We start from the raw sequence: 18,807 nt of genomic DNA, 5'->3' as shown, positions 1-18,807 counted from the left end.
TTGTTTGGTAATAAATTAGGAAACAAAAATACAATAAAAATCCGGTTTACAGTCCATTTTTAAGAGAATGCAGACTTGTTTTATTAAGACAGTTTAACGCCAATATTACGAATCGTTCGTAGAATATTGTATCTTTGTTCATACTTTGTTATTAGTCACTCCATAATAGATAAGCCATGAAAAAATTAACCTATATCCTGTTAGCCAGTATTTTATTTTCCTGTTCCGGAGAAACGAAACAAACTGCGACAGAAGAGAAAACAATCGACAATATCATCCGTTTGGGAGATGCTATTAATCAGATACGCGAAGTTAATTTATCGGAATTGGTAGATAGTATTACTTACCTCCCACTTGAAACCCGGAAAGAATGTTTGCTTAGAAATACAAGTTGGTTCAATTATTCTCCTCCGTATATTATATGTAGCCGCACTGTTTTTGATTTGAATGGAAAATTTGTCCGGACCATAGGTCGTATCGGGCAAGGTCCCGGAGAAGATCCCGCTCTCTATATGGGATCGCTTTTTACAAAAGGCCATTTCTATTCTTACGGTCATAAACTGATCGAGTATGATGAAAACGGTAAATTTACCGGCAATGAAATACAGTTATTATCGAATACAAAATCAGAATTTGAAGCACCTGGACAATTAGGTAGAATTGGATGGATCAACGATTGGGCTCCGGCAGGAAACTCTCTTTCAATATACAATCTTCCGGACACAGTCTACACTGTAGATCATAACTTCAAAATCATACATGCAGAACGTGTCATCCCTTCTTCCATACCTAAAATAAGACTTAATAATGTCAGTTATTCAGGTATTAAACGAGCTTACACCTGCAACTCGGACAGTGCTCTTTTTTACAACTATTATAATGATACCATTTACAGGGTAAAAGAAAACGGTCTGTCTCCCCGATGGATCATTGATTTAGGAGAATATAAAATACCGAATGAAATTTCACTGACGCGGCAAAACGAACTTTTCGACGAGTTGATGATGTCTGTCCACAAAACCAGAAATAGCGTAGACCGAAAAGCTGCTCTTAAAAGCTATCTCGATAATTGCGAACTTACCCGCCTGACAAAAGGGAAAAAATGGATCAATGCTGTTTATGACACAGATCATTATATATTCATTATCTGGAATGAGAATATTGTCAGTCCGGTTCTCCGGGATATGGAAGATCAAGCTTACCCACAAATCGCTTATTACGATAAACGAACAGGCGAAACCGTTGCAGTAAAAGGTCGAGGTTTTATTGATGATATTCATCATAAAGAAACATTCTTCCCTCGTTTCGGAGTTTACGATAATCAATTGTTTGCCTATTTCTGGCCATACGAATTACATGAGTACATAGAGGAAAAACAGGCGGCTGGTAATAAAGTAGACCAAGCATTACTCGATTTATCCGGAAAAGTAGATGATGAAGATAACCCGATCTTTATGATAGCCCACTTGAAATAACAAAAAAAGAGCTGTTCCTCGTTGGGCGGAACAACTCTTTTTTAAAATAATAATCTACTGATTAAATTCTATTCAAAATGTCAGTCAGTTTATCCGGAGTAACATTTGCTGCAATAATAACTCCTTTGTCGTCAATCAGGAAGTTCTTCAAACCTTTCTGTAGGTTAAACTTTCCATACAACGCTGACTTTTTTCCAAGTCCTTCATGAAATTGCTTTGTGCCGCTAAGCCTATCTGCCTTTACCGTCTCGGTAAAGATTGATTCTTTCTCGTCGAGAGAAACAGAATACATGGCAATTTTGTCTGAACTTAGTTTGTTTACTTCATTCCATAATTGAACGTTACGGACCCGCGATTCAGCATCGTAAGCTGCCCAGAAATTCAGCAATGTGTAACGTCCGGAATGATTTTGGAAACTGAAATCACTTTCGCCTCCCAAAGACTCTATTCTCGGAGCCAGATCACCAGGATTAGTACCCACGGTAGGTCTTGCTTCTTTTGTACCGGATGACATTGTTGCCAACGCAACCGTTACAATGAGAACATAAGCTCTTACCTTCATAATTTATTATTTACGTTAAACTTAATCGGACGATACTCTTCTACAGCTTACTTACCGGTCTGCGGGCGGTTTTCGTCTGCCATCCTTTATGTCCGACTCCTGATTTTCAGGAAGTAAACAAGCGTTTCTCCTTCGCTAAGGAGCTACTTTCTTGTTCTTAACGCTGGCAAAGATAAGCGCAAAATACCTTTACCTCCAAACGATATAACATAAATCGACTAAAAAGCAAGATTTTTTATATGTTTTATCGCATGAAAATCCACTAAAATGGTTGCTTTATAACATAAATTTAGGATTAGGCACAAGGATAAATACGAATAATCTTTCACTTTTCTTCAAATTAAACCTAATTCAGCCGCTTTCCGGTAAAGAGAATCCGAAAATAATAAACCCGGCTTGAAACCGGGCTTTTTTATTTTACTAATCATCATACGGCGAAGGCATCGGCATCCCTTCCTTGATATATTCATCATAAACAATTGTTGGATGGTCCTGTAATGATGTTCTGTTATACTCTTCTTTGAAATTATCGCGACGGAAGTTCTTCAGTTTGAGGTTTTCCGAACTGTAGGTTCGCAATGTTTCTTTTTTATTACCTGTCAACGAACTTTCAATAACTACCGAATCAAGAATGTTCATTTTAGGAGTCAATGTAGGGAGTAAGGTCTGCTCCAGCAGTCCTCTGTAGGCTCCGATATACTCGCACCAGCAAGAATCACCCCGTTTAAAAACACGGTAGGTGTAATTTGACCATGCCGTACGGACGTGAATCTCATGTTCCCAGATCTCGATACAAGCTTCTGAATCATAATTAGGGTCTTTGATAGTAACCCTCTCCAGTCCATGCGTTTTTTCCACTACTGTTGTTTGCCATTTGTCTGAATGCCGTACTTCGGCAATAATCTCAGGCAGCTTTTCCTTAATTTCAAACTGAATCTTCATCTCATTTGCCTGCCAGTCAGGACTTATTAAGGTTGCCAGGTTCTAAATTAAATATAACGTCTCTGTAAAAATAACAATTCCATTTGAATTTTTGTTTATCTAAATGCCATTATTTGCATATAACTTATTTACCTTTGCCTTATAAAACAAAAAACATGGGACAAAAAGACGAAATTATACTGATAAATATAAACGGAGCCGACCGTCCGGGGGTTACTGCCGCCCTGACAGAGATACTGGCAAAGAATAATGCGGTGATTCTCGATATCGGCCAGGCTGATATCCATGACAACTTATCACTGGGAATTCTTTTCCAGAGTTGCGAAGGCAATTCCGGAGATATCCTGAAAGAGTTACTTTTTAAAAGCTATGAACTGGATGTAAATATCCGTTTTAATCCGATCACGGAGCAAAAATACAGGAAATGGGTTGATATGCAGGGAAAGAACCGTTATATCATCACTATTCTGGGAAGAAAGTTAACTGCCAGACAGATAGCGGGCGTAACCCGTGTCGTTGCCGAACAGGGAATGAATATAGACGACATCAAACGTCTGACCGGCCGTATTCCTTTGGATGAAGATGCCCGTACCCCCAAAGCCAGCGTCGAATTCTCTGTGCGTGGAACTCCTCGCGACAAAGAGTTGATGAAGGCAGAGTTCATGAAGCTCTCGGCCGAACAGGTAATGGATATTTCTTTTCAGGAAGACAGCATGTATCGCCGTATGCGTCGCCTTATCTGTTTCGATATGGACTCAACTCTTATTGAAACTGAAGTAATCGATGAGTTGGCTGTTCGTGCCGGTGTCGGCGATCAGGTCAAAGCGATTACCGAATCCGCCATGCGGGGAGAAATTGATTTCAGCGAGAGCTTCCGCCAACGTTGTGCCTTATTAAAAGGATTGGATGTCTCTGTTATGCAAGAGATTGCCGAAAACTTGCCCATTACGGAAGGTGTCGACCGTTTGATGCGTATCCTTAAAAAGGTAGGTTTCAAGATCGCTATCCTCTCCGGTGGATTCACTTATTTCGGCAACTACTTGAAACAGAAATACAATATTGATTATGTATATGCAAATGAGCTTGAAGTTGAAGACGGAAAGCTGACAGGACGTTATGTCGGAGATATCGTAGATGGCAAGCGGAAAGCAGAACTACTCCGCCTGATCGCTCAAGTTGAGAACGTCGATATCCGTCAGACCGTAGCTGTTGGTGACGGGGCAAACGACCTGCCTATGATCAGCATTGCCGGGTTAGGTATCGCTTTCCATGCCAAACCAAAAGTAAAAGAAACAGCCAAGCAGTCCATCTCCACGATCGGTCTGGATGGTATTTTATATTTCCTGGGATACAAAGATTCCTATTTGGACGAACAAATGTAATTAATTAAAGCGTTTATGGTAAGACACATTGTAATGTTTAAGCTGACGGAGTTTGCAACTCCTGCCGATAAACTGGCAAAAATGCAGGAAATCAAAACAGGTCTGGAAGCGTTGATCGACAAGATCGATGTTTTACGTTTGATCCGTGTCGATTTCAATATTAACCCCGAAGAAACCTGGGATGTTATCCTGACTACAGAACTCGATTCGCTCGAAGATGTAAAGACATATGCCAACCACCCTGAACACGTAGCTGTTTCAAAAGGGATTATCGGCCCGGTAAAAGCCGACAGAGCGTGTGTTGATTATGAATTCTAAATAACACTTCTCTTTTATGAAGGAGTTTGATATTGAAGAACGTGTAAAAATTGCCGTTCAAAATTTTGAGTCGGGATACAACTGTGCGCAGTCGGTATTCCTGGCTTATTCGGATGTTTTTGAACTGAACCTGGATATGGCAAAAAAGATGTCCGTATCTTTTGGCGGTGGCGTTGGCCGGATGCGGGAGATATGCGGAACGGTCAGTGCCATGGCTATGCTGGCCGGATTCAAATATCCGGTATTGGACCAACAGGATCAGGAAGCCCGGGCAAAGAACTATGCAATGGTTCAAAAGATGTCCGACCTGTTCAAGGAAAAGCATGGTACGATCATTTGCCGCAGCCTTTTGCCTGCCGCAGAAGCCAGCCAGACTGCTCCGGAACCTTCTGCAAGAACGGCTGAATATTATGCAAAACGTCCTTGTAGTAAATATGTGGAAGATGCAGCCCGTATAGCAGGCCGAATGCTGAAAAACGAATTGGATTGATGGCTCAGGCCATCAATCTTATTTGAGAAACATATCCCAATGTCCTGATCTCACTGAATAAATTCATATAAGACGACTGGGCTTTCACATTCACTTTATAGGTTATGATAGACTTGTTCTGTTCATAAATAGATTCAAAGGAAACACTTACAATATAAATGTTCTTTGATTCAAGAATTTTGCGGACAGCTTTCAAATCAGGAGTTGCGGTCGTACAAATAATCGTCAGGATCTTATTTACCCCATTCAGGAACATTCTTTTTTCAAGTCTTTCAAGGCTAACCAATATAACTAATGTAAGGCCTGTCCCAATCAATGCCGGAACATACATCCCCGCTCCCACGGCCAGACCGATTACGGCAACAACCCAGATACAAGCCGCTGTTGTCAATCCATGAATACTCCCATGGCTTTGCATAATAGCCCCGGCACCTAAAAAACCGATACCGGTAAGTACCTGGGCAGCAATACGTCCGGGATCACCGTTCAGGAAGTTAGGATAACATTGCGGTATCCAGATAGATATCAGCATGGCTGCTGCCGATCCCATACAGATCAATGTAAAGGTTCGCATTCCGGCTTCCCGACGGCGAAACTGGCGCTCCACACCAATAATCGCACCTAAAAAGAAACTGACTAATAATTTCACAGCCGCAGTAGTCGGAGTTATAGTTGTATTCTGTAATATATCATTAATTTGGTCAATCATATTTTTCTTCTTTATTTATTGGCAAATATAACTATTTATTTGAATATCCCTATATACTTTTCACAAGCTGTATCCCTTTAGAAAAAGGCTTTATCGTTTCAATTATTTAGGGTAAATTTGCCGGCTTAAAAGACAGCTTATGAAACAAACATTGAAAGAAAACGGTGGACTTCCACCTTTGATCCTCTGGACATTATCCATTGTTGCCGGTATTTCGGTCGCCAATCTATATTACAACCAGCCTCTTTTAAATATGATACGGCATGATCTCGACGTATCTGAATTTACGACCAACCTGATCGCTATGGTTACACAGATTGGTTATGCTTTAGGATTGTTATTCGTTGTGCCACTGGCCGATATGTATAAACGTAAAAAGATAATCGTCACCAATTTTGCTCTTTTGGTACTTTCACTTTTATGCATTGCCACAGCGCCCAACATTCATATAATCCTGACTGCTTCATTATTTACAGGCATTTGTTCGGTAATACCACAGATATTCATACCCATCGCCGCCATTTATTCAAAACCGGAAAACAAAGGACGTAACGTAGGGCTGGTCGTTTCAGGATTACTATCCGGAATATTGGTTTCACGGGTCATTAGCGGAGTGGTCGGAGAATTGTTCGGCTGGCGTGAAATGTATTATATTGCTGCCGTGCTGATGGTTGTGTGCAGCATCGTAGTGGTTACCGTTTTGCCGGATATACGCCCTACTTTTAAAGGGAAATACGCCGACCTCATGAAATCTCTTCTATCCTTAGTAAAGGATTATCCGGCTTTACGGATTTATGCAGTCCGGTCAGGATTGGCTTTCGGCTCTTTTCTGGCTATGTGGTCGTGTCTGGCATTCAAAATGGGACAAGCACCTTTCTTTGCAAACAGCGATGTGGTTGGTATGTTGGGACTTTGCGGCGTAGCCGGGGCCATGTCGGCCTCGTTGGTTGGAAAATATGTCAGGAAAGTGGGAGTCAGAGCTTTTAATTTCTGGGGATGTGGTTTGATACTGCTAGCCTGGTTATTACTTTATTTCGGAGGAAACTTTTATACCTCTATCATAGCCGGCATAATTATTATAGATATTGGCATGCAATGCATCCAGTTAAGTAATCAATCCAGTATTTTCGAATTATGCCCGGCCGCCTCCAACCGGGTCAATACCATATTTATGACAACCTATTTTGTCGGAGGTTCGTTGGGTACTTTTCTTTCCGGAACCGCCTGGCAGTTGTTTGGCTGGGCCGGGACTGCCGGTGTAGGAGTCTTTCTTTGCTGTGCTTCTCTATTGGTTACTTTATTATCCGCAAAGAAGATATAAAAATACGCTTATCCATATCCAATAATAAAAAACGGAGAGACTTATTTATCAAGCCTCTCCGTTTTCTATTAATGAATATATCCTTTTATTTTTTCGATATTTCAATCACCCGGCTAGCTAATTGCCTACCGGAAAATACCGGAATACCGACTTTCATCAGATATTCACCGGAATACGTCTTTCCGTTACATTTTAATATAGATTTGGTATCCGGAAGCAAATTGATCTCTTTTATCTCATACTGAGCTTCTGGAGCCAACCCTTGCAAACGTACAGGTTGTAACGTTTCCGCATATCGGGGATGGATATCAAAAGCGAAAAGAACAGCCTTATCCGTCGCTTCATTCACATACATCACAGCAGAATGATTTCCTTCGTAAGGAGACACTAGACGATACAGGTCGCCATCCAGAATAGCGCTACCCAAACGATTGAAATTCTTCACCGCCCCTTTGCAATATTCCTGTTCTGCCGGAGTCATATCATGAATACGGATATCAAAACCCAATTTACCCATCATCGCAACATCCGTACGGAATTTCACGCTTGCATTCTTATTCCAGCTTGTCACATGGGCAGCCATTGTCTTGGAAGGGAAGAAATGAGAATACCCCCACTGGATGAAGATACGTTCTATCGGATCCGTATTATCGCTTGGCCAAAACTCGGTGAAGTATTTCAACGCTTCATAATCAGAACGTCCGCCGCCACCGGAGCAAAGCATCATCGGCAGGTTCGGATATTTGGCTTTTACACGTTCCAAAACATTATACAATCCTTTTACATGTTCAATATATAAATGAGACTGCTGATCTTTCAGATAAGGAGAATAAATATTGGTAATCGGACTGTTGCAATCCCATTTAAAATAAGCGATACCCGGATATTTCGTCATCAGATTGTCTACAATTCCAAATACATAATCCTGAACTTTCGGATTACTAAGGTCCAATACCATTTGATTTCTGAAGTAATATTCATCTCTGTTCGGCAGATGAATTACCCAATCCTTATGTTTTTCATAGAGTTCGCTTTTAGGATTCACCATCTCCGGCTCAATCCATAATCCGAATTTTATACCTTTGTCGGTTGCCTCTTTCACCAGTTTACCGATGCCGTTCGGCAACTTCGTCACTGTTTCATCCCAGTCACCCAAGCCCTGACGGTCACTGCTACGGGGATATTTATTGGCAAACCATCCGTCGTCCAACAGGAACATATCAACTCCCAGCGATTTGGCTTCGTCCATAATATCGACCAGCTTGTCTTCATTAAAATCGAAATAAGTGGCTTCCCAGTTATTCAGCAAAGTCATACGCGGTTTATCGCCGTCTTTTACCTGATATTTACGGGCCCATTTATGGAAGTCGCGGCTTGCTTTTCCTTTCCCTTCCGCACTGAAAGTAAAGATAAACTCAGGAGTCCGGAATATATCCTGTGGCTTCAACGAATATTCTGAAGCATAGTTGTTTATGCCGGAAAGGATACGCAAATTATTCAAATTATCCACCTCAAAAGTAAAACGGAAATTCCCCGTCCAACCAATGGTTCCGAAAAGGACTTCTCCTTCATTTTCCTTTGATTCCTCATTCAGTGCAAGCAAAAAGAAAGGCGAATTGAACATATTGGCACGGCTTCCCAACTTGGTATCCAATACTTTTTTACCAAATGAAAGCTGTTGTTCCGTCATGTTGACTTCATGTGCCCAGTCTCCGGCAAATTCTGTCAGAAAATATTTACCAGCATTCAAATGAAGCAAAGAAGAAGCATAATTATAAAGCACAACCGGCTTCTTCTCCTGATGAGATATCTCGGTATATGTTTTGATTATATTTTCTTCGGCATAAGCAATAAAATGAAGATCAACCGTTACGGGATAAACGTCGTCTTTCAGTTTAATAACGGTTTCCGTAACACCCGGTTGCAAATCGCTGGTTTTATAAGATACATACTTCAGCAACAGGGAAGGATTGCCGTCATTGTGCAATATCCGGATAGCCGGTTCGAAATAATCTTCCATACCATGTGTGATATAAGCCTCGCCAAGCATAGGCAACTGGTCGATATCACTATCAAAACGGAGTTTTTGCCCTACATATGATTGATACAAACGCCCGTTATTACCTACTTTATAAATCAGACTGATATTGTCTGTTGTAATAGGAATAATTGTTTTATCGTTGGCTTTCAACGATATAGATATAACAATCAGGCAGATTAAAAGAAATAATTTGTTTTTCATTTCATTATTTTACTTGGTTTACAATACGTATTTACTCTACTTGAAAATTGAAAACAACTATCATACTATCATAATTTTCCTGCATCTTACTGTTTACTAAAGGTTTACACAGCTAAAAAACATCCTTCAACTATCATAAAACTATCATTATACTATCATACAACTGTCATGCTTTTCAGGATATAACCAGTGAGATCAATAGTGTAGTCAGTTATCCGATGATACTTGTATTTTTCATGAAACCTACTGTCTTTTTTGACAAAGGTAAGTATTAAAACAAATTGACACCCGGGTGTCAGGTACTTTGAGACCCGGATGTCGACTATGGTTACACCCGGGTGTATCTATCGGTAACACCCGGATTGGATAAATAATAAGTCCCTTTTCTTGTCAAATAAAACAAGTAAGTCTTTCTATTTAATCAATAGGTTTATACATCCAAAGCCCCTATAAGCTCTTTGGCAGATTTGAATCCATGTCTGTCCAGGTATTCATTCATGCCATCGATCACTTTTACAGAGACAGTCGGATCTATAAAATTATAGGTTCCAATCTGTATGGCAGTAGCTCCGGCCAACATAAACTCGACGGCATCTTTCCAGTTGGAAATACCTCCCAAACCGATGATAGGAATCTTAACTGCTTTGTAAGTTTGCCATACCATACGCAGGGCAACCGGCTTTACACAAGGACCGGAAAGGCCACCGGTTATTGTAGATAATATAGGTTTACGTTTCTCTGCGTCAATGGCCATGCCAAGCATGGTATTGATAAGTGAAACAGAGTCGGCACCTTCGGCTTCGACCGCTTTGGCTATCTCGGTAATGTCGGTTACATTAGGAGAAAGTTTTACAATAAGGGTCTTGGGATAAACCTTACGGACAGCCTTCACAACCTCGGCAGCACCACAGGTTGTAACCCCGAAAGCCATACCACCTTGCTTCACATTCGGGCAGGAAATATTAAGTTCGATAGCCGGAATTTTATCCAGTTCAGCTATTTTTTCTGCACATTCCACGTATGTTTCCACCGACGAACCGCTCACATTTACGATCATATGCGTATCGATATCCTTAATAGCAGGATAGATATGATCTACGAAATATTGTGCTCCTTTATTTTGCAGGCCTACCGCATTTAACATTCCGGAAGGAGTTTCCGCCATGCGGGGATACAGATTTCCTTCACGTGGTTGGATGGTTGTTCCTTTTACAAAAATACCACCCAGTCTTGAAATATCCATAAAGTCTGAATATTCGACTCCGTATCCAAATGTACCCGAAGCAGTCATTACCGGGTTTTTTAACTGCAAATTTCCTATGTTTACATTTAATTCAGCCATCTCAATTTCTCTATATTAAATACGGGACCTTCAGTACAAACACATACATGACCTTCTTGGGTATTTTCCACACAGCATAGGCAAGCACCTATACCACAAGCCATTGTATTTTCCAATGAGACTTCGCATGTGATCGATTCAGCGGCGGCATATTTGGCAACAGCTACCATCATCGGCTTCGGTCCACATGTGTAAATCCGGTCAAAATGAACATTTTTCAATACGGAATGATTTGTTACATAGCCTTTTTCACCCAAAGTGCCGTCTTCGGTAGTTATGTGAACAGTTCCTATCTTCGCAAACTCATCCAACTGCAACACATCATCCTTTGAACGGGCTCCCAACAGAAATACCGGTTCAAAACCGGCGTTCTTCAAGGCTGATCCCAGGCATAACATCGGAGCAGTACCGACACCACCGCCAATAAGCAGTAATTTCTGATTTTTATCTTCACTGGCAGGAATTGTAAAACTGTTACCCAATGGCAACATGATATTTACAATATCTCCGGGACGGTATTCCGCCATACAACGTGTACCATCGCCAACCAATTGGATAAGCAACCACAATTCGTTGGTTGTTCTATCTACAAAGTTGATTGAAATAGGCCGGCGAAGAAATGTTGTAGGAGAGTTATCCACGAGCACCTGAACGAACTGGCCGGGAAGCATTTCCGGCAAAGTGTCGTCGCAGGTTAACTTTAGCAGGCAATAATTTTTATGAAGGCGGTTGTTTTCAGTTACCTTCATATCTAACATGTACTTCTTCATATAATATGATTACTCAATTTCTATACAAAGATACATGAATAAGATGTATATAACAATGTTGGGTTAGTCTTTCTTGTTTTTTTCGGGGGTAAAAGTCTCAAACGTATTATCTGAATAGAATATCATTATTTTGCTCACATTTCTGGAAGGCTTATCCTGGCATACAATCTGTTCAATAACAGGCTGTTTAGTAGTGTTTACAGGTGTTTCAACCCTAATTTCCTTGCGATATTCGGGAGAATCTTGTACGTTGGACGGAATTATCGTCGTATTTGTAAACAAATTGGGCTCAGTTAACACATGTTCACGCATCATAGTGCCTTTACCAAATAAAAGCCAGTCGGAGTCTACGTATGTAAACCGTTCCAATATTTTAATTAGTACATCCAGGCTCGGATTATTTCTGCCGGATATAATATGCGACATAGCCGAACGTTGGATACCGATTGCTTCGGCAAATTTAGAAGGAGTCAATCCTTCGTGTTCCATTACTGCTAAAATACGTTCTTTCATTACCAAAATACGATTTATTGACCAAAAATCACTGCCAATCTGTCTGTTTACATGAATATAGTATAGAATTATATACTGATACAAATATAAATCATTATCTCCAATTGTGCAATTTATTTTTATAATCATATACGGATATATTTGTAACACACAGTATAATAATATAACGCATACTTTTGTAAACCCCTATAACAAGCCTCTAAAAGAGATTAAAGTAGCATTGATGATTTTATTAAATAAAAACCTGTTGTATAGGTGATTAAAGATTATTATTTTAGCTAAAATGACTTCTATTTCACATTTATATACGAGAATATTGCCATAAATTAATGTAAACGATTAATTTAATTAGATAACAGGCTGGGTTTTGATATTTTATCATACATATTTGCAATAACAGTATTTAAACCTATTTTTATTGATTTATATTAGTAATGTATATTGGTTACATTTGTATTTGCACCACTATAGATACATAAGTAACGCACTTGTTTTATTTACGTAAACATATCTGATCCGACACAAATGTTACAGCAGACATATTTGTTATTATTGTAAATAAGCAATACACTGTTGAAAAATGTTTCTGACAATTTGTCCTATCCTATGTGAATAATTCAGGAAGAAAGTGGATACTTTTGTATCCTTCACTCTAAAACTTGATTTTTTCGTGATATTTGTGAACAATTATACGGGAAGAAAGAAATATTGAATTCTCAGAGGGGTAAAATGTAAACTAAGCTATTGAAAAACAAAATAAAGAAGGTCATTTTGAAGGTTCATAAATCCGAGCATTCCAGAGAAATAACGATAAAAAACAAAAACTGCATGTGCACTAATTCAAATTTTTAGTGACACATACAGTTTTTCTATTGTTAAGTACATTTTATGCTAATGAAGAATTTTATATAATAATTCCTTGAGCAGATCAGCATCAGATGCGGAAGAATTATCTACCCCTTTCGATCTGGCATCGGTAGTCCGGATATCACTTATCAGATTAAAAACTTTCATAGCCGGATAATTTCTCAATCCGGTCATATAATCTTTTACCTGAAAAGTTCCTCTTAATCCTAAAGCTGTCATCAATCCGGTTTCCGATCTGTCTTTCGTATAATAACAAATCAACAGGTTGGAGAAATAATTAAAAATTACAGGAAGGGTCATCTGTATAGGATTACTCTTGGGGTTCTTTTCAAAGTACTGGGCAATCCGGTTTGCTTTTAAAACATCCTTTACAGCAAGTGCTTTTATTAACTCAAAGTTATTGTATTCTTTACTGATTCCTATATTCTGTTCTATCAGTTCCGGAGTGACGCGTTTTGGAGCCTTTTCAGGCAAGATCAATACCAGCTTGTCCAATTCCTTACTTAGACGGCTTAAATCGTTTCCAAGGAAGTCTGAGAGCATTTGAGCGGCCTTCTGATCGATTCCTATGGAACGTTGCTGCATAAATGAGACGATAAACCCCGGCATTTTATAATCCGGAATCTTTTTCGATTCGAATAGAATCCCGTTCTTTTCGGTTGCAGCGGCCAATGTTTTCCGCCTGTCCAGATTCTTATACTTATAGTTAACAACCAGCACAGTCGACTTAAGCGGATTTTTCACATAGTTGGTCAGCAATTCTATATCACGGACCAACTGGGCTTCCCGCACAACCACCAACTGATATTCCGACATCATCGGAAACCGGCGGGCTGCATTTATAATCATAGCCGCATCCGTATCCGCCCCATACATAATCATCTGATTAAAGTCGCGCTCGGATTCGGCAAGCACATTTTCAATAAGCAGGTCTGTTATCCGGTCCATAAAGAAAGGTTCTTCACCCATTAATATATAAACGGGCTGGAACTTCTTGGCCACGATATCCCGGCATATTTCTTCAAACGTATTTTCTTTTTTTGCCATAATAAAGACTTAATTATTACCAACTAAAACGGATGTGGCGTACCGTTTTCTTCTCATCTATGATCTGATGGAGTGCTTCAATACCCAATTTCACATGTTCCGGAGCAAAGCTACGGGTAACGATACGGTCGCTGGCTTCTGTTTTCACACCGTCTTCCTCCATCGGCTTATCCGAGATCATCAGTAAAGCACCGGTCGGAATCTTGTTTGCAAAGCCGGCAGTGAGTAATGTGGCGGTCTCCATATCTATGCCGGTCGCATGTGTCCGCTTCAAATAATCTTTGAATGCCGTATCATATTCCCAGACACGCCGGTTGGTTGTATAAATCGTCCCGGTCCAGTAATCTTTTCCCTGGTCGCGGACAGCAGAAGAGATGGCACGCAACATGGAAAAAGCGGGAAGCGAAGGTACCTCCGGCGGCAGATATTCATTGGAAGTTCCTTCTCCACGGATCGCTGCAATCGGAAGAACATAGTCTCCCAAATTATTAGCTGTTTTCAATCCTCCGCATTTTCCCAGAAACAGCACAGCCTTGGGGGTTACAGCCGATAAAAGATCCATGATCGTTGCAGCATTTGCACTTCCCATCCCGAAATTAATGATAGTAATACCTTCGGCCGAAGCATTCGGCATCGAGCTTTTCAGTCCGAGTATAGGAACATTAAAATTCTCGGCAAATAGTTCTACGTATTTGGTAAAGTTCGTGAGTAGTATATACTTATCAAAATCTTCCAGCTTACGTTCCGTATAACGAGGTAGCCAATTTTCAACGATTTCTTGTTTTGTTTTCATAAATCATTACCTTTGAGGGTATAATTATTGTGTATAATATAAACGACAAATATAATAAATGCTGTCATTAAACTTACCAACATTCGCTGCGAAAGTAAAGGAAAAAGACGGGAAGCACACTATATTCGATCCCGTACGCCGCAAATATGTTGCACTGACTCCTGAAGAATGGGTCCGCCAACACTTTGTAAATTATCTGATTACGCATAAAGGATATCCCAAAGAACTATTAGCAAATGAAGTTCCATTAAAATTAAACGGAACATCCAAACGATGCGATTCAGTCGCATACAACCGCTTTTTAGCCCCTTTAATGATCGTTGAGTACAAAGCCCCCTCCATTGAGATAACGAGTGCTGTATTCGATCAGATAGTACGTTACAACATGGTGCTGCATGTACGTTACCTCGCAGTCAGCAACGGCATCAGCCATTTCTGCTGTAAAATAGACTACGAAAATCTCACTTATTCTTTTCTGGAAGGTATCCCTGAATATAAAGAGCTGGAATGAGAAAAACAGATAAGAAGAGACAATAGCTTTATTCTTATTTACCTGAAAACAGACAGATAAACAAGTATTACATTTTTTACACAAAGCATCTCCCCTTATCCTTCAACGTATGGTTGCCGGACAAGGGTTCGTCAGCCCAACCAGTGACTGTAATTCCTTATCAAAAATTTAGTTTGAAATATATGAGGTGTAACGCAGACCTTATATTCAGTTGTTCCTTCCTGTTCCCCCGCAAAAACAGAATCGGAAGCAACCGGAATTAATCGGGTCGCATTATCAGTTTGAAAAAACTGGCTTATTTCACCTGTGACAACAGGCAAACACAAAAAAGCCAACACTCCCAAGAGCATTGTCATCCAAAAGTCAGAAGTATATATAGTAATAAACTGGTATAGCATTTCCGTATGTTAACAATTATACGGAACAAACATAGCAATATTTATTTAATAAACAAACATTTACAGAATAAATATTGCTATTAGGAGTATTTTTTATAAAACAGAAGCGGTTCTGTTATGATAGATAGCGATAGAATCGATTCTCGGCGTATCCGCTTTATGGATATACACTGAATTATCAATCCCATGGATCGGCTGGCTGATTTCTTCTTTTTCATTAAAAAGAAGAGAGTAACCCAGTATGACTGCAAAAAAAGATAAAATCAACGGCTTCATAATCTTGCTCAATTTTTATGTCTCTATTAGCTAAGATGTAATAAGAACGAAAAATGCTGCATGATATTACATAGGAAAGTACATTTTATTCGTTTTTCTATAGAAAATTTGTTGAAATTCAGGTTTCAGAACTATATAATAAATTGGGTATATGTATTTTATATGGCTTTTTAATAAATAGAACAGAAAAGAAAAAAGGGAAGAAAACTTTAATTTTCCTCCCTTTCCGTTATGTAGATCTATAATCGACCTTTCAATTATGCACCGAAGTCATCGAAATGTAACATTTCACGAGGTACACCCAGATTGTCAAGCATATTTTCTACTGCTTTCGACATCGGGCCCGGACCACACATGTAGTATTCGATATCTTCCGGAGCTTCGTGATCCTTCAGATAAGTATCGTAAATTACCTGATGAACGAAACCGGCTGTATATTTTACTCCGGCTGCATCAGCAGCTGGATCAGGACGGTCAAGCGCCAGGTGGAATGTGAAATTCGGGAATTCCTTTTCTATTTCCAGGAAGTCCTCCAGATAGAATACTTCGTTCAAAGCACGTGCACCATAGAAATAAGACATCTTGCGATCTGTAGTCTTCAGTGTCTTAGTCATGTGCATAATCTGAGCACGCAACGGAGCCATACCGGCACCACCGCCGACCCACATCATTTCTCTCTTAGAGTCGAAGATCGGATGGAAATCACCGTAAGGACCGCTCATTGTTACCTTGTCACCCGGTTTCAGGGTAAAGATATAAGAAGAAGCGATACCCGGCATTACATCCTGGAATCCAGGACCCTGTTCTCTCGGTTTGAAAGGAGGAGTAGCGATACGTACAGTCAACATGATACGGTCGCCTTCAGCAGGATAGTTAGCCATTGAATAAGCACGGATAGTCGGTTCAGTGTTCTGGCACTTCAAGCCGAACAAACCGAAGTTCTTCCATGCTGGCAGGTAACCTTCACCGATCAGATCTTTATCGATATCCTTGTCATAATCCATCGTATATGCAGGGATCTTGATCTGGGCATAAGAACCCGGAACGAAATCCATGTGTTCACCCTTAGGCAATGCCACGATAAACTCCTTGATAAAAGTAGCCACGTTCTTGTTGCTGATCACTTCGCATTCCCATTCTTTTACACCGAATACTTCATCAGGAACTTTGATTTTGATATCTTCTTTTATCTTCGTCTGACATCCCAGTCTCCAATGATCCTTGATCTGCTTACGGGAAAAGAAACCAACTTCCGTAGGAAGAATGTTTCCGCCACCTTCCGGCACCTGGCAACGACACTGTCCGCAGCTACCGCTACCACCACAAGCAGATGACAGGAAAATACCTTCGCTCTGAAGTGTATTCAATACGGTTCCCCCGATAGGAACGTCGTATTCCTTCTCTCCGTTAACAACCATCCTCACATTGCCCGATGGTATTAATTTTGCTTTCGCAAATAAAAGCGCACCTACAAGGATCAGTGTAATCACCAGGAATACAACCGCTCCCACTGCAATGGTAAGTCCGCCCGACATTAATATAATCATCTTTATTTTTGTTTAATGCGTTAATACTTAGATCTTAAGTCCGGAGAAGCACATAAATGCCATACCCATCAGACCGGTAATGATAAAGGTGATACCCAGCCCTTTCAAAGGCTTTGGAATATCTGAATAAGCTAATTTTTCGCGGATTGCAGCCATACCAACGATAGCCAGCATCCAACCGATACCAGAACCTAAACCGTATACAGTAGCAACTCCCACATTAGGAAATGCTCTTTGTTGCATAAACAGAGATCCACCCAGGATAGCACAGTTTACAGCGATCAGCGGCAAAAAGATACCCAGAGAAGCATACAGGGCCGGAGCAAACTTTTCTACAACCATTTCAACCAACTGCGTAAATGAAGCGATGATGGCAATGAAAATGATCAGTGAAAGGAAACTCAGGTTCACACCTGCATATTCAGCGCCCAACCAGCTCATGGCGCCTTCTTTCAAAATATAATTTTCGAGCATATAGTTAATCGGTAACGTACATACCAGGATGAACGTTACAGCCATACCCAATCCTAAAGCAGTCTTTACGTTCTTGGAAACAGCCAGGAAAGAACACATACCCAGATAGTATGCGAAAATCATGTTGTCTACGAAGATCGAGCGGACAAACGTGCTTAAATATTCTTCCATTCTATTATTCGTTTAATAGTTTGCATTAATTTTCTTGAAGTTCTTTGTTCTTTGAACGGTGAACCCATATAATCACGGCAATTACGATCAAAGCCATCGGAGGCAGAATCATCAAACCGTTGTTTACATAGCCGAAGTCGTAGAATGCCTGCGGAATCACCTGGAATCCAAGCAACGTACCTGAACCAAGCAATTCACGGAAGAAACCTACGATCACCAGAATCAAACCATATCCAAGACCATTACCGATACCGTCCAGGAAAGACTCCCACGGACCGTTACCCAGGGCGAATGCTTCCAGACGTCCCATCAGGATACAGTTAGTAATAATCAGACCAACGAACACAGAAAGCTGTTTGTTCACATCATAGGCAAACGCTTTCAAGACTTCACTTACGATAGTTACCAGCGCAGCAACAACAACCAACTGTACGATAATACGGATACGGTTAGGAATTGTATTACGCAGTAACGAAATAATCACGTTGGCAAAAGCCACAACAGCCGTCACGGAAATACCCATAACAATAGACGGCTCAAGTTTAGATGTTACAGCCAGTGCAGAACAAATACCCAACATCTGAACGATAACAGGGTTGTTTTTGCTCAACGGGCCTAACAGTACTTCTTTATTTTTACTTGACATTAATCCCATCT

The 18,807-nt window shown here is 40.3% G+C and carries 19 protein-coding genes; 6 read left to right on the top strand and 13 right to left on the bottom strand.

Features of this window, described 5'->3' with window-relative positions; genetic code table 11:
- The first annotated feature begins 176 nt into the window (after positions 1 to 176).
- Positions 177 to 1,475, top strand: coding sequence for a 6-bladed beta-propeller (locus DWW91_RS08640; protein WP_122327475.1), 1,299 nt, complete (start codon positions 177 to 179; stop codon positions 1,473 to 1,475).
- A 61-nt stretch (positions 1,476 to 1,536) separates the two neighbouring features.
- On the opposite strand, the gene DWW91_RS08635 is transcribed toward DWW91_RS08640, so the two are convergent.
- On the bottom strand, positions 1,537 to 2,037 hold the full coding sequence (locus DWW91_RS08635; RefSeq protein WP_007656814.1) for a thioredoxin-like domain-containing protein: 501 nt from the start codon (positions 2,035 to 2,037) through the stop codon (positions 1,537 to 1,539).
- 420 nt (positions 2,038 to 2,457) lie between these two features.
- Entirely contained in the window at positions 2,458 to 2,979 is a 522-nt protein-coding gene (locus DWW91_RS08630) for a hypothetical protein (protein ID WP_007656815.1), read from the bottom strand.
- Positions 2,980 to 3,134: 155 nt separating this feature from the next.
- Between DWW91_RS08630 and serB the strand changes: the two genes are divergently transcribed.
- Genes serB through DWW91_RS08615 form a run of 3 tightly spaced genes read left to right on the top strand, consistent with a single transcriptional unit; the run spans position 3,135 to position 5,169 of the window.
- A complete protein-coding gene (gene serB / locus DWW91_RS08625) occupies positions 3,135 to 4,361 on the top strand; it encodes a phosphoserine phosphatase SerB (RefSeq protein WP_044246285.1) in 1,227 nt (408 codons plus the stop codon).
- A 15-nt stretch (positions 4,362 to 4,376) separates the two neighbouring features.
- Positions 4,377 to 4,679 (top strand): Dabb family protein, encoded by a 303-nt coding sequence (locus DWW91_RS08620; RefSeq protein WP_007656822.1) that lies wholly within the window; start codon positions 4,377 to 4,379, stop codon positions 4,677 to 4,679.
- A 16-nt stretch (positions 4,680 to 4,695) separates the two neighbouring features.
- Positions 4,696 to 5,169, top strand: a complete 474-nt coding sequence (locus DWW91_RS08615) for a C-GCAxxG-C-C family protein (protein WP_122327474.1) — start codon at positions 4,696 to 4,698, stop codon at positions 5,167 to 5,169.
- 4 nt (positions 5,170 to 5,173) lie between these two features.
- Here the strand turns inward: DWW91_RS08615 and DWW91_RS08610 are convergent, their stop codons facing one another.
- Positions 5,174 to 5,878 (bottom strand): MgtC/SapB family protein, encoded by a 705-nt coding sequence (locus tag DWW91_RS08610; RefSeq protein ID WP_007656826.1) that lies wholly within the window; start codon positions 5,876 to 5,878, stop codon positions 5,174 to 5,176.
- A gap of 139 nt (positions 5,879 to 6,017) precedes the next feature.
- Here DWW91_RS08610 and DWW91_RS08605 point away from each other — a divergent pair, with 139 nt between their 5' ends.
- Positions 6,018 to 7,199: an MFS transporter gene (locus DWW91_RS08605; protein WP_010803088.1), complete on the top strand. Its 1,182-nt coding sequence runs from the start codon at positions 6,018 to 6,020 to the stop codon at positions 7,197 to 7,199.
- Between the two features lie 85 nt (positions 7,200 to 7,284).
- Here DWW91_RS08605 and DWW91_RS08600 read toward each other — a convergent pair whose 3' ends face one another.
- The 6 genes from DWW91_RS08600 to DWW91_RS08575 form a co-directional block, all read right to left on the bottom strand.
- Complete coding sequence (locus DWW91_RS08600; RefSeq protein ID WP_122327473.1) at positions 7,285 to 9,441, bottom strand: alpha-galactosidase; 2,157 nt, start codon at positions 9,439 to 9,441, stop codon at positions 7,285 to 7,287.
- Positions 9,442 to 9,871: 430 nt separating this feature from the next.
- Positions 9,872 to 10,783, bottom strand: coding sequence for a dihydroorotate dehydrogenase (locus tag DWW91_RS08595; protein ID WP_007656831.1), 912 nt, complete (start codon positions 10,781 to 10,783; stop codon positions 9,872 to 9,874).
- A complete protein-coding gene (locus DWW91_RS08590; RefSeq protein ID WP_010803086.1) occupies positions 10,771 to 11,553 on the bottom strand; it encodes a dihydroorotate dehydrogenase electron transfer subunit in 783 nt (260 codons plus the stop codon). The genes DWW91_RS08595 and DWW91_RS08590 overlap by 13 nt, the downstream gene beginning before the upstream one ends.
- A 63-nt stretch (positions 11,554 to 11,616) precedes the next feature.
- Positions 11,617 to 12,066 carry a helix-turn-helix domain-containing protein gene (locus DWW91_RS08585; RefSeq protein WP_007656833.1) on the bottom strand — a complete coding sequence of 150 codons (450 nt, stop codon included), beginning with the start codon at positions 12,064 to 12,066 and terminating at the stop codon, positions 11,617 to 11,619.
- 891 nt (positions 12,067 to 12,957) lie between these two features.
- Positions 12,958 to 13,980, bottom strand: a complete 1,023-nt coding sequence (gene holA / locus DWW91_RS08580) for a DNA polymerase III subunit delta (RefSeq protein ID WP_007656834.1) — start codon at positions 13,978 to 13,980, stop codon at positions 12,958 to 12,960.
- A gap of 16 nt (positions 13,981 to 13,996) precedes the next feature.
- The gene (locus DWW91_RS08575) at positions 13,997 to 14,773 is read right to left on the bottom strand and encodes an AMP nucleosidase (RefSeq protein WP_007656836.1); all 777 of its coding nucleotides are present in this window, start codon (positions 14,771 to 14,773) and stop codon (positions 13,997 to 13,999) included.
- Between the two features lie 58 nt (positions 14,774 to 14,831).
- On the opposite strand from DWW91_RS08575, the gene DWW91_RS08570 reads away from it, so the two are divergent.
- On the top strand, positions 14,832 to 15,284 hold the full coding sequence (locus DWW91_RS08570; protein WP_048315716.1) for a type I restriction enzyme HsdR N-terminal domain-containing protein: 453 nt from the start codon (positions 14,832 to 14,834) through the stop codon (positions 15,282 to 15,284).
- Between the two features lie 491 nt (positions 15,285 to 15,775).
- Here DWW91_RS08570 and DWW91_RS08560 read toward each other — a convergent pair whose 3' ends face one another.
- The 4 genes from DWW91_RS08560 to DWW91_RS08545 form a co-directional block, all read right to left on the bottom strand.
- Positions 15,776 to 15,958 carry a hypothetical protein gene (locus DWW91_RS08560; RefSeq protein WP_007656839.1) on the bottom strand — a complete coding sequence of 61 codons (183 nt, stop codon included), beginning with the start codon at positions 15,956 to 15,958 and terminating at the stop codon, positions 15,776 to 15,778.
- 257 nt (positions 15,959 to 16,215) lie between these two features.
- A complete protein-coding gene (gene nqrF / locus DWW91_RS08555) occupies positions 16,216 to 17,505 on the bottom strand; it encodes an NADH:ubiquinone reductase (Na(+)-transporting) subunit F (RefSeq protein ID WP_007656840.1) in 1,290 nt (429 codons plus the stop codon).
- Between the two features lie 27 nt (positions 17,506 to 17,532).
- Positions 17,533 to 18,150, bottom strand: a complete 618-nt coding sequence (gene nqrE, locus DWW91_RS08550) for an NADH:ubiquinone reductase (Na(+)-transporting) subunit E (protein ID WP_007656841.1) — start codon at positions 18,148 to 18,150, stop codon at positions 17,533 to 17,535.
- A 25-nt stretch (positions 18,151 to 18,175) separates the two neighbouring features.
- Complete coding sequence (locus DWW91_RS08545; protein ID WP_044214429.1) at positions 18,176 to 18,805, bottom strand: NADH:ubiquinone reductase (Na(+)-transporting) subunit D; 630 nt, start codon at positions 18,803 to 18,805, stop codon at positions 18,176 to 18,178.
- Between the last annotated feature and the right edge of the window lie 2 nt (positions 18,806 to 18,807).

Origin of the sequence: Parabacteroides sp. AF17-3, assembly GCF_003635445.1 — a bacterium.
Classification (GTDB): Bacteria; Bacteroidota; Bacteroidia; order Bacteroidales; family Tannerellaceae; genus Parabacteroides; species Parabacteroides goldsteinii.
The sequence above is the reverse complement of the archived record's forward strand: the minus strand, read 5'-3'. Positions and strand labels throughout refer to the sequence as shown.

Coding starts and splice junctions, on each gene's coding strand:
- DWW91_RS08640 (WP_122327475.1), top strand. CDS start 177: ATGAAAAAATTAACCTATATCCTGTTAGCCAGTATTTTATTTTCCTGT.
- DWW91_RS08635 (WP_007656814.1), bottom strand. CDS start 2,037: ATGAAGGTAAGAGCTTATGTTCTCATTGTAACGGTTGCGTTGGCAACA.
- DWW91_RS08630 (WP_007656815.1), bottom strand. CDS start 2,979: ATGAAGATTCAGTTTGAAATTAAGGAAAAGCTGCCTGAGATTATTGCC.
- serB (WP_044246285.1), top strand. CDS start 3,135: ATGGGACAAAAAGACGAAATTATACTGATAAATATAAACGGAGCCGAC.
- DWW91_RS08620 (WP_007656822.1), top strand. CDS start 4,377: ATGGTAAGACACATTGTAATGTTTAAGCTGACGGAGTTTGCAACTCCT.
- DWW91_RS08615 (WP_122327474.1), top strand. CDS start 4,696: ATGAAGGAGTTTGATATTGAAGAACGTGTAAAAATTGCCGTTCAAAAT.
- DWW91_RS08610 (WP_007656826.1), bottom strand. CDS start 5,878: ATGATTGACCAAATTAATGATATATTACAGAATACAACTATAACTCCG.
- DWW91_RS08605 (WP_010803088.1), top strand. CDS start 6,018: ATGAAACAAACATTGAAAGAAAACGGTGGACTTCCACCTTTGATCCTC.
- DWW91_RS08600 (WP_122327473.1), bottom strand. CDS start 9,441: ATGAAAAACAAATTATTTCTTTTAATCTGCCTGATTGTTATATCTATA.
- DWW91_RS08595 (WP_007656831.1), bottom strand. CDS start 10,783: ATGGCTGAATTAAATGTAAACATAGGAAATTTGCAGTTAAAAAACCCG.
- DWW91_RS08590 (WP_010803086.1), bottom strand. CDS start 11,553: ATGAAGAAGTACATGTTAGATATGAAGGTAACTGAAAACAACCGCCTT.
- DWW91_RS08585 (WP_007656833.1), bottom strand. CDS start 12,066: ATGAAAGAACGTATTTTAGCAGTAATGGAACACGAAGGATTGACTCCT.
- holA (WP_007656834.1), bottom strand. CDS start 13,980: ATGGCAAAAAAAGAAAATACGTTTGAAGAAATATGCCGGGATATCGTG.
- DWW91_RS08575 (WP_007656836.1), bottom strand. CDS start 14,773: ATGAAAACAAAACAAGAAATCGTTGAAAATTGGCTACCTCGTTATACG.
- DWW91_RS08570 (WP_048315716.1), top strand. CDS start 14,832: ATGCTGTCATTAAACTTACCAACATTCGCTGCGAAAGTAAAGGAAAAA.
- DWW91_RS08560 (WP_007656839.1), bottom strand. CDS start 15,958: ATGAAGCCGTTGATTTTATCTTTTTTTGCAGTCATACTGGGTTACTCT.
- nqrF (WP_007656840.1), bottom strand. CDS start 17,505: ATGATTATATTAATGTCGGGCGGACTTACCATTGCAGTGGGAGCGGTT.
- nqrE (WP_007656841.1), bottom strand. CDS start 18,150: ATGGAAGAATATTTAAGCACGTTTGTCCGCTCGATCTTCGTAGACAAC.
- DWW91_RS08545 (WP_044214429.1), bottom strand. CDS start 18,805: ATGGGATTAATGTCAAGTAAAAATAAAGAAGTACTGTTAGGCCCGTTG.